This is a genomic window from Streptomyces sp. NPDC086077 (assembly GCF_040686175.1).
Taxonomy (GTDB): domain Bacteria; phylum Actinomycetota; class Actinomycetes; order Streptomycetales; family Streptomycetaceae; genus Streptomyces.
The window spans coordinates 1-9,179 of record NZ_JBFBJT010000213.1; the positions used below are offsets into that span (position 1 = coordinate 1).

General features: G+C 74.0%; 6 protein-coding genes and 1 pseudogene. 4 read left to right on the plus strand and 3 right to left on the minus strand.

Annotated elements, in window-relative coordinates:
• From AB0O67_RS34675 to AB0O67_RS34685, 3 genes and pseudogenes are all read right to left on the minus strand, one after another.
• Positions 1 to 567, minus strand: a pseudogene (locus tag AB0O67_RS34675) (hypothetical protein); the annotation flags it as partial.
• Between the two features lie 32 nt (positions 568 to 599).
• A complete protein-coding gene (locus AB0O67_RS34680; RefSeq protein ID WP_365459179.1) occupies positions 600 to 1,928 on the minus strand; it encodes a nucleotide sugar dehydrogenase in 1,329 nt (442 codons plus the stop codon).
• Between the two features lie 82 nt (positions 1,929 to 2,010).
• A complete protein-coding gene (locus AB0O67_RS34685) occupies positions 2,011 to 3,459 on the minus strand; it encodes a glycosyltransferase family 4 protein (RefSeq protein WP_365459182.1) in 1,449 nt (482 codons plus the stop codon).
• A 38-nt stretch (positions 3,460 to 3,497) separates the two neighbouring features.
• Here AB0O67_RS34685 and wecB point away from each other — a divergent pair, with 38 nt between their 5' ends.
• The 4 genes from wecB to AB0O67_RS34705 all read left to right on the plus strand — a co-directional run.
• A complete protein-coding gene (wecB, locus tag AB0O67_RS34690) occupies positions 3,498 to 4,586 on the plus strand; it encodes a UDP-N-acetylglucosamine 2-epimerase (non-hydrolyzing) (RefSeq protein ID WP_365459185.1) in 1,089 nt (362 codons plus the stop codon).
• Positions 4,579 to 5,208, plus strand: coding sequence for a methyltransferase domain-containing protein (locus AB0O67_RS34695; RefSeq protein WP_365459188.1), 630 nt, complete (start codon positions 4,579 to 4,581; stop codon positions 5,206 to 5,208). The genes wecB and AB0O67_RS34695 overlap by 8 nt, the downstream gene beginning before the upstream one ends.
• Entirely contained in the window at positions 5,208 to 7,121 is a 1,914-nt protein-coding gene (locus tag AB0O67_RS34700) for a hypothetical protein (RefSeq protein WP_365459191.1), read from the plus strand. The genes AB0O67_RS34695 and AB0O67_RS34700 overlap by 1 nt, the downstream gene beginning before the upstream one ends.
• On the plus strand, positions 7,118 to 9,179 hold a 2,062-nt coding region (locus AB0O67_RS34705), incomplete at its 3' end, for a glycosyltransferase (RefSeq protein ID WP_365459194.1). The genes AB0O67_RS34700 and AB0O67_RS34705, both read left to right, overlap by 4 nt.

Consider the following 9,179-nt stretch of genomic DNA (forward strand, 5'->3'; position numbering starts at 1 on the left):
GTCCACTGCCGGTCGTAGGCCGCGCCGTTCGCCCGCTCCACGGTGGGCGTGGAGTTGCCGGGCACCGCCCGGTCGTCGCCGTTCCCGGTAGGCGTCCTCGGCGAGCAGCAGCCGCACATGCCGCTCGGCCAGGCGTTCCGCCGCCCGCACCGCCAGCTTCAGCGGCGGCCGCAGCGTCGCCGGCACCCAGCGCTTCATCGTCAGCGCCGCCGCCGTGTCCTCGTGCACGTCCCACACGGTCACCGGGGCCCGGCCGCCGCGCCGCCACCGGCGCAGCGTGCCGGGCAGGGCGAGCAGCAGCTCCGGGTCGTGCAGCAGCACCACGTCCGCCTCCGGGCCGCGCTCCGCCAGCAGGGCGCGCGCCGCGCGCAGCGCCGCCCGGCGGTCCCGGCCGGCGGCCCGGGGGAGGTCCACGCCCTCGACACCGGGGCGCGGCACCACCCCACGGGCGCCGAAGGGGGCGGCGTACACGATCCGGTGGCCGCGCTCGGCCAGGGCCGCGATCTGCCGGTGCAGTATCCGCGCGTCCTCCGGATGGTGGACGACGGTGACCACGAGTATCCGCATCAGAGCAGCACCTTTCGGCTCCGCCCGGCCCGCTACAGCACCTCGACACCGGGGCGGAATATCCGCCCCCGGGTGTCGAAGAGCAGGCGGGCCGCGTCGGCGAGGGCGGGCAGGTCGTAGGAGGAGTGGTCCTGGAGCAGGATCGTCAGGTCGTGCCCGGCGACGGCGGCCATCGGGTCGTCGACGCGGGGGACCGGCACACCGTCGACGGACCACTCGTCGACGTGCGGGTCGTGGAAGGAGATCTCGGCCTCCCGCTGCCGCAGCAGCCGTGCCACCGGCACGGCCGGGCTCTCCCGCTGGTCGGCGACGTCGGGCTTGTAGGTGACCCCGAGCATCAGCACCCGGGAGCCGTGCAGTGGCCGGCCGGCGTGGTTGAGCAGGTCCTGGGCGCGGCGGACGACGTACTCCGGCATCCGCCGGTTGATCTCCTGGGCCAGCTCGACGAACCGGAACTCGTAGCCGAGCGACGAACGCACCTTGTACGAGAGGTAGTTCGGGTCGATGGGGATGCAGTGGCCGCCGACCCCGGCGCCCGGCCGGAACGCCTGGAAGCCGAACGGCTTGGTGCTCGCGCAGCGGATCGCGTCCCACAGGTCGACGCCCAGCTCGTGGCTGATGACGGCGAGTTCGTTGACGAGGGCGATGTTGACGTGCCGGTAGGTGTTCTCCAGCAGCTTGGCCATCTCGGCCTCGCGGGTGCCCTTCGCCTGCACGACCGTGTCGACGAGTTTGCCGTAGAAGCCGACCGCGCGGGCGGCGCACGAGGGGGTGCAGCCGCCGACCACCTTGGGGGTGTCGCGCAGCCCGTGCCCGGTGTTGCCGGGGTCGATGCGCTCCGGCGAGAAGGCCAGGGCGAAGTCCTGCCCGGCGCGCAGCCCGGAGACCTCCTCCAGCAGCGGCCGTACGACCTCTTCGGTGGTGCCCGGGTAGGTGGTGGACTCCAGCACCACGAGCTGTCCGGGCCGCAGCCGGCCCGCGACCGCCCGGACGGCGGCGGTGACCGCGCTGAGATCGGGCCCGCCGTCCCCGTTGAGCGGGGTCGGCACACAGATCACCACGGTCTGGACGCGGGCGAGACAGCCGTCGTCGGTGTAGGCGCGGAAGCCGGCCGCCAGCATCCCGCGGACGTCCTCGTCGGAGACGTCGTCGACGTGGGAGCGTCCGGCGTTGAGCCCGGCGGCGATCCGGGGGTTCTTGTCGAGGCCGACGACCTTCAGGCCGACCGCCGCCGCCTCCCGCGCGAGCGGCAGCCCGACGTAGCCGAGCCCGATCACCGCGAGTTCGGCGGTGCCGGCCAATTCTGATTCCCCGAGCTGTGCGTTCTTGTCCCCGAGCGGTTCGGACTCGTCGACCTGCATAGGGCTGCTCCCGTCCCGTGGGCGGACTCGGATCTGAAGTTGTGTGGTCCGGCCCGCGCCTCCGAGACAGCCGGGCGGCTCCTCAGAGACAGCCGAGGGCGCGGTACGCCTCCCGGGTCGTCGCGGCGACCCGCGTCCAGGTGCGGTCGCGTGCCACGATCTCGCGAGCGGCCGTACCCCATTCGGACCGCTTTCGACTGTAAAGAAGGAATTCGATCGCATCTGCCCAAGCCTGTTCGGACGAGGGCGGAACGAGCTGCCCGGTCGCTCCCGGCTTGACGAGCTCCCGCAGCGCGGGGAGATCGCTGGCGGCCACCGGCAGCCCGCTCGCCATCGCCTCGACCGGCTTCAGCGGCGTCACCAGCCGGCACACGCGCGCATCGGTGCGCGGCACCGCGAAAACGTCCAACACCGCGTGGAACTCCCGGACTTGGTTGTACGGGACCCGGCCCGTGAACACGGCCGTCCCGTCGTCGAGACCCAGCCGGCCGGCCAGCCGCAGCAGTGCGGGGTGCTCCGGTCCGTCCCCCACGATCAGCAGCCGCAACGGCACTCCGCGGCGCCTCAGCTCGGCACCCGCATGGAGCAATGTGCCGATTCCCTCGTGTGGAGTAAGGCTGCTGACCGTGCCGACCACGACGTCGTCCGGCGCGATGCCGAGCCGGGCCCGCAGCGGCGCTCCGTCCGGCAGGGGTGTCAGGAACTCCTCGTCCACCGCGTTCGGCACGATCAGCACCCGCTCCTCGGGCACCCCGCGGGCCACGATCTCCGCCTTCATCGCCGCGCCCAGCGTCAGCACCAGGTCCGCCTCCCGCATGCAGTGCGTCTCCAGCTCGCGCCGGGCCCGGTACGTCGGGTCGTCCGGCGTCCGCCCCGGGGCCTGGGTCAGCCAGGTGTCCTCCAGGAAGCCGCGCACCTCGTAGACCACCGGCAGCCCGTAGGCCGCGCGCAGGGCCAGCGCCACCCGCCCGTTGCCGTGGTCGGTGGCCGGGTGCAGGACGGCGGGCCGCAGCCGCTCCACCAGCCGCCCGGCCAGCTCGGCGTTGCGGGCCAGTACCGCCGCCTGCCCGTACGGCAGCCACGGCGGCAGGAGCCGGTGCTGCGGCACACCGTCCACCGTCTGCACCGCACGGGCGTCCAGCACTCCCTGCGCCACCGGGAACCCGACCCGCGTCACCACATGCGGATCGAGCCCGGCGGCACGCTGCGCCGCGGCGATCCTCTGGGTGCGCACGGTGTAACCGGCGTGCTTGAACGGCAGTCCGTTGGTCACCAGATGAAGCACCCGGCCCGGCACCGGCCGGACCGCGCGACCGGGCGGAGGGGGCACCCGTACCCCGGATGGAGCAGCGGCCGGACCCGCCGTCCGGGCCCGGCCGGCGAGCCGCCGTTCCAGCTCACGGACCCGGCGCCGCACGGGCGACGGCAGCAGCCGCACCCCCAGCAGCGCGGCCCTCAGGGGGTCATGGCGCAGTTCGCCCCACGCCACGGATGCGGCCAGACTGAGCGCACGGGGGATATGACGCGACATGCCGTCACGTTAGGCGGCGAGAGCGGAGAAAGTACGACATGAACGGCCGCATACTTCACGTCGTCGGCACCCGACCGAACTTCGTCAAGGCCGCCCCGGTCGTCGCCGCACTGCGCACGGCGGGCTGCGACCAGGTGCTCGTGCACACCGGCCAGCACTACGACGAACGGATGTCGGACATCTTCTTCCGGCAGCTCGGCCTGCCCGAACCGGACACCGACCTCGGTGTCGGCTCCGGCAGTCACGCCCGGCAGACCGCCGACCTGCTCGTCGCCCTGGAGGGCGAGCTGACCGCCCGCGACCCCGCCCTCGTCATGGTCTACGGGGACGTCAACTCCACGCTGGCGGCCGCCCTGGTCGCCGCCAAGCTGGGGATGCCCCTCGCCCATGTGGAGGCGGGCCTGCGCAGTTTCGACATGACGATGCCCGAGGAGGTGAACCGGCGCCTCGTCGACCAGCTGGCCGACATGCTGTTCGCCACCAGCCCGGAGGCGATCGGCCACCTCGCCCGCGAGGGCGTCGACCCCGCCCGGGTGCATCTCGTCGGCAACCCCATGATCGACACACTGCTCACCCATGTGGACCACTTGGACCCGGCCGCCGCCCGCGCCGCCCACGGACTGCCCGAGCGCTACGCCGTGGTCACGCTGCACCGCCCCGCCAACGTCGACGATCCCGAGGCGGCCAAGGCGGCCGCCCGCGTCCTGACCGAGGCGGCCCGGCTCCTCGACCTCGCCGTCCCCCTGCACCCGCGCGGCAGGGCGGCACTCGGCGAGGCCGGGCTCGACGGCGCTCCGGGCGTCCACGTCCTCGACCCGCTGGGATACGTCGAGTTCATGAGCCTGGTGCGCGGCGCGGCCGCCGTGATCACCGACTCCGGCGGTGTCCAGGAGGAGACCACCGTGCTCGGTGTGCCCTGCCTGACCCTGCGCACCACGACCGAGCGGCCGGTCACCGTCACCCACGGCACCAACCGGCTCGTCGGCCACGCCGAACTCATCCCCGCGCTGCGCAAGGTGATGGACGGCGGGCAGCCGGCGCCCGAGGAGGGACCGCCCCTGTGGGACGGCCGGGCCGGGGCCCGGATCGCCGCCGAGGTCGTCCGCCGGCTGGACCACCATGTCTGAGCTCACCCGCCTGTACTGGGACACCCGCCACCGCGAGCACGACGACCTCGCCTCGGGCGGCCACATCGGCCTGGACCACGCGGGCAACGAGATCTTCTACGCCCAGCGGCTCGGCGCCCTGCTGCCGCTGATCGGCGACCTGGCCGACGAGTCGGCCCCCCTGTTCGTGCTCGACGCGGGCTGCGGCAAAGGGCACTTCGCCCGCGCCCTGGCCCGCTGCGGCCACCGCGTCGACGCCTTCGACACGAGCGAGGAGGCCGTCGCGCACGCCCACGCCGAGGGCGGCGGCCCGCGCTACGCCGTCGCCGCCCTGGACGAGTGGCGCAGCCCCTGGCCGTACGACGTCGTGGTCTGCCTCGACGTCCTCTTCCACGTCCTCGACGACGAGGAGTGGGCGGCCGGCCTGCGCAACCTGGCCTCGCTGGTGCGGATCACCGGACGGCTGATCCTGACCGACGAGGACATCGGCACCCGCAGGCCGCGCGGCGACTACATCCTGCACCGCCCGGCCGACGAGTACGCCGCGCTGCTCGAACCCCTCGGCCTGCGCCACACCCTGTTCACCCCGTACGGCTTCCGCGAGAACGAGGTCGGCTTCCACGTCTTCACGAGGACCCGCTGATGCGCCTGACCGATCTGCTCCACCCTCACCTGGACGGCGTCACCACCGTCGTGGACGCCACCGACGGCGGGCTCGACCTGGAGCCCTATCTGCATCTGCCCGACGACGTCGCCGTGCACCACGGCGAACGCGACATCGGCGAGAACGAGCTGGTGATCGTGTCGTTCGGCCCCGACCCGGCGCTGCACGGCACCGAGACCGACTGTCTCGCCGTGCTGCGACGCATGCGCCCCGGCGGCCGCGGCCTGATCCTCTTCGGGCACCGCGGCACCGAACTCCCCTACCACCGGGTGCTCGACGCCCTGGTGGCCCACCACTGCCAGGTGCTGCGCGCCGCCCCGCTCGACTACGTGCACCTGCACGCGGCCGCGGTGTTCGTGCGCACCGACGAACTCCAGCCGCCGCACGACTGGTTCGGCCGGCCCGTCCCGGCGGAGGGTTTCGCCACCGCGCTGCGGATCGCCGACGAGTACGTCCTGGCCGACCTCGTCGCCCGCTCGCTGCGGGCCCGGGTGCTGGACCTCGAACGCGACGCCGAGGAGGCGGAACGCGCCCGCGGCCCCGTCCACGAGGAGGGCCTCGCCGAGCGCCTGGCCGCCGCCGCACGCGACAAGGACCAGCTGGCGGCCGCCCTGCACAGGGCACGGGACCGCGTGGGCCTGCTGGAGGCGCGGGTGGCCATGCTGGAGGGCTCGACCTCCCTGCGGGTGGGCAGGGCCCTGGTGTCGGCCGCACGCTCACCCCGGCAGGAGGCGCCACGCCTGCCCCGCGAGCTGTACGGACTGTGGCGGGGGCGGGTGAAGTCGCGTCCCCTGTCCGCGTCGTCGCGCGCGGCGAGGGAGGCGGGGCTGCGCGAGCTGTACGGACGATGGCGCGGGCGGCTCAAGCCCGGAACCGCGGTCCCGGGCACCGCGAGCCGTGTGACGTCACGTCCCGCGACGTCCGGACTCGCGCCCCAGATCGCCGTGCCCGACGGGCGGATGCACCTCGCCCACCGGGCGTTCACCTCGACGCCCCGCGACCGGATGGTGATCGCCGGTGTGCTCACCGACGCCACCGCCGCGGACCTCGCCGCGGACGCGGTGGTCAACCGGGCGCTGCCGCACGACGGCCGGCTGGTCGTGCAGCGCACCGACCCGGACGCCCTGGTCGTCCAGCTCAGCGCCTGCACGGGCGAGGGCCCCTGGTCGCTCACCGGCACCGGACTCGCCCCCGACCTCGACCGGAAACTGGCCGAACTGATCACGGAGACCCGGGCGGCGGGCCGCCGCTGCGTGCTGTGGCGGGACGGCCCGGTCTCCGCGGCCCCCGGCCTCACCCGGCTCGCCTGGGACGTCGTGCTGGACGCCGACGCCGGTGTGCGGCTGACCAGCCTCGACCCGGCCACCACCGGCCGCCAGCGGCTGCGCGAGGTGTTCCGGGCGGACAGTTCCCGGGTGCGCCTGTCGCAGCTGGCCCGCCGGATCGGCGCCCCCGACCCGCTGGACCGGCGGCGGATCTGCGTGCTGGCCGACCCACGTGACCGGGCCGGCGTCGCCCGGCTCACCGAGCAGGTGCTGAGCCAGCGCCACCGGCCCGCCGAGGTCGTCGTACCCGATCCCACCGGACTCGACGAACTCGCCGCCGCCGGCGTCACCGTACGCACCGGTGAGCCCCTCGCGCCCTGGGTCGCCGACTGGACGGACCTCACCGAGGACCGCCCGGACACCCTGCTGCTCGACCTGATGTGCGCGCAGGAGTACTCCGGCGCCGACGCGGTGGGCTCCACGCCCGCCGCCGACGACTACACCTTCGTCCCCGAACTGCGCCCCCTCCTGGTGCGCCGGTCGCTGCTTACCTCCGGCGCGCCGCCCGAGACCTGGGCGCGCCAGGGACACCGCCTGTTCGCCTGGTGCGGGAAGGAGCCGACATGAGCCGGACACTGAACGCGCTCGTCTACGGCGACGTTGACCTCAATCTCATCGACGGTTCCGCCGTCTGGGCCCAGTCGACGGTGCAGGCACTGTCGCGGGCCGGCTGCCGGACCCGGCTGGTCCTCAAGGCCCCCGTGCTCACCAGCCGGCTGATCGACCCGCTGGCCGGGCTCCCCGGCGTCACGGTGGTCCGCCCCCACGAGGAACGGCTGCTGTCCGGGCTGTCGGACCGGCCGCTGTCGCCCGTGCAGGCCTCCCAGGCGCTCGCCCAGCTCGACCAGGACGAGCCCTGCGACCTCCTGGTGCTGCGCGGACGGCGACTGGTCGGGCGCATGGTCGCCGAGGGCCTCTTCGAGGGGCGGATCTGGGCCTACCTCACCGACATCCCGCAGTCGGCCGCCGAGATGACCGAGGGGGCCCGCGCGGAACTCACCCGCATCGCCGAAGCCTCCCAGCGTCTGCTGTGCCAGACCGAGGAGTTGCGCTGCCTGCTGGAGACGTCCGTGCCCGAGGCCTGCGGCAAGTGCGTGCTCAGCCCGCCCGCCGTACCCGAGCCGGGCTTCCCGCTGCCGGAGCGCGAGCACCTCCACGACCCCTTCCGGCTCGTCTACACCGGCAAGTTCGCCCCGCTGTGGAACACCCTGCCCATGACCCGGCTGCCGGCCCTCCTCGCCGAACAGGGTGTCCGGGCCGAACTGCACACCGTCGGCGACAAGATCCACGAGGACCCCTCGCACCCGGAGTTCCAGGACGCCATGGCCCGCGCGCTGGCCGTCACGCCGGGGGTCGAGCACCACGGCGGGCAGCCGCGCGAGGAGGCCATGCGCATCGCCTCCGACTGCGACCTCGGTCTCGGCTGGCGCGAGCCCGCGCTGGACGCGAGCCTCGAACTGTCCACCAAGGTCCTGGAGTTCGGCGCCCTCGGGCTGCCCGTCGTGCTCAACCGCACCCCCGCCCACGAGGCGCTGCTCGGCGGCGACTATCCGCTGTTCGTGACCGGGCACGCCGGACTCGACGACGCCGTGGAGACGGTCGCGCGTGCCGTGCGCGAGCCGCAGGCCCGGCGGCTCGCCGCCGAACGCTGCCGGGAGGCCGCCTCCCACTACACGCTCCGGGCGGCCGCCGAACGCTGGCGCGCCCAGCTCGACCAGGCCTTCCCCGAGGCGCCCGCCGCCGTGACCGCCCGGCCGCGGCCCCTGCGGGTCGGCGTCGCGGGCCACGACCTGAAGTTCCTCTCCCGGCTCCTCGACCACTTCCGCACGGTGCCCGGTCTTGACGTACGCGTCGACGCCTGGCCGGCGCTGTCCCGGCACGATCCGGCCGCGAGCCGGGAACTCGCCGGGTGGGCCGACGTCGTGGTCGTCGAGTGGTGCGGCCCGGCCGCCGTCTGGTACAGCCGCCACAAGCGGCAGGACAGCCGGCTGATCGTCCGGCTGCACCGCTTCGAACTGGACGCCGAGTGGCCCGCGCAGGTCGACATCGACGCCGTCGACCAGGTCATCTGCGTCAGCTCCTACTACGCCCGCCGCACCCTGGAACTGACCGGCTGGCCGGAGTCCAAGGTGACGGTCGTCCCGAACTGGGTGGACACCGACCAGCTCGACCGCCCCAAGGCGCCCGGCGCCCGCTTCCGGCTCGGCATGATCGGCATCGCGCCCAGCCGCAAGCGCATGGACCTGGGCCTCGACGTGCTGGAGGCGCTGCGCGCCCGGGACCGCCGCTGGCACCTCTCCGTCAAGTCCAAACCACCCTGGGAGTACTGGTGGATCTGGAACAAGCCCGAGGAGCGCGCGCACTACGACGCCGTACTGCGCCGTATGCAGACCTCGCCGCTGCTCGACGGGGCGGTCGTCTTCGACGACTTCGGCGCGGACGTGGCCGGTTGGCTCCGCCGGGTCGGGAACGTGCTGTCCACCAGCGACGACGAGAGCTTCCATCTCGCCCCGGCCGAGGGCATGGCCTCCGCCGCGGTGCCCGCGCTGCTGCCGTGGCCCGGGGCGGACGAGATCTACGACCGGCGGTGGATCCACCAGGACCCTCAGGCGATGGCGGACGCTC

Bases quoted from the DNA above. Each gene is read 5' to 3' on its own strand.
- AB0O67_RS34680 (WP_365459179.1), bottom strand. From the start codon at position 1,928: ATGCAGGTCGACGAGTCCGAACCGCTCGGGGACAAGAACGCACAGCTC.
- AB0O67_RS34685 (WP_365459182.1), bottom strand. From the start codon at position 3,459: ATGTCGCGTCATATCCCCCGTGCGCTCAGTCTGGCCGCATCCGTGGCG.
- wecB (WP_365459185.1), top strand. From the start codon at position 3,498: ATGAACGGCCGCATACTTCACGTCGTCGGCACCCGACCGAACTTCGTC.
- AB0O67_RS34695 (WP_365459188.1), top strand. From the start codon at position 4,579: ATGTCTGAGCTCACCCGCCTGTACTGGGACACCCGCCACCGCGAGCAC.
- AB0O67_RS34700 (WP_365459191.1), top strand. From the start codon at position 5,208: ATGCGCCTGACCGATCTGCTCCACCCTCACCTGGACGGCGTCACCACC.